1 protein-coding gene is annotated in these 529 nt (G+C 52.0%); it reads right to left on the bottom strand.

The features are described from left to right. Positions 1 to 491, bottom strand: a 491-nt coding sequence (locus AC5O77_RS22590; RefSeq protein ID WP_494507273.1) for an NAD(P)-dependent oxidoreductase, incomplete at its 3' end; no start/stop codon positions are given. Positions 492 to 529: the final 38 nt, after the last annotated feature.

Genomic DNA, 529 nt, shown 5'->3' with positions numbered 1-529 from the left:
GTACCAATATGACCGTAGCCGATGATACCCAGCTTTTTGCCGCGCGCTTCAAAAGAACCCGCCGCCAGTTTGTTCCACACGCCACGGTGCGCTTTAGCATTGGCTTCCGGCACGCCGCGCAATAGCAGCAGTAGTTCGCCAATCACCAGCTCCGCAACAGAGCGCGTATTTGAGAACGGTGCGTTAAATACCGGGATACCGCGTTTTGCCGCCGCATCCAGATCAACCTGGTTTGTTCCGATACAGAAACAGCCAATAGCGACCAGTTTTTCTGCGGCGTTGATCACGTCTTCAGTCAGATGGGTACGGGATCGCAGGCCGATGAAGTGGGCATCGCGGATGGATTCTTTTAATTGTTCATCATCCAGCGCGCCTTTGTGAAATTCGATGTTGGTGTAACCCGCTGCACGAAGGCTTTCAAGCGCCTTTTGGTGCACGCCTTCTACCAGCAGAAACTTAATCTTGTCTTTCTCCAGCGATACCTTTGCCATTTACCCAATCCTGTCTTTTGAAATGTTGTGTGCGGATG

The organism is Stenotrophomonas sp. INTA L402-1, assembly GCF_059295135.1.
Note: the sequence above shows the minus strand (reverse complement) of the source record. Positions and strands in the feature narration are given on the sequence as shown.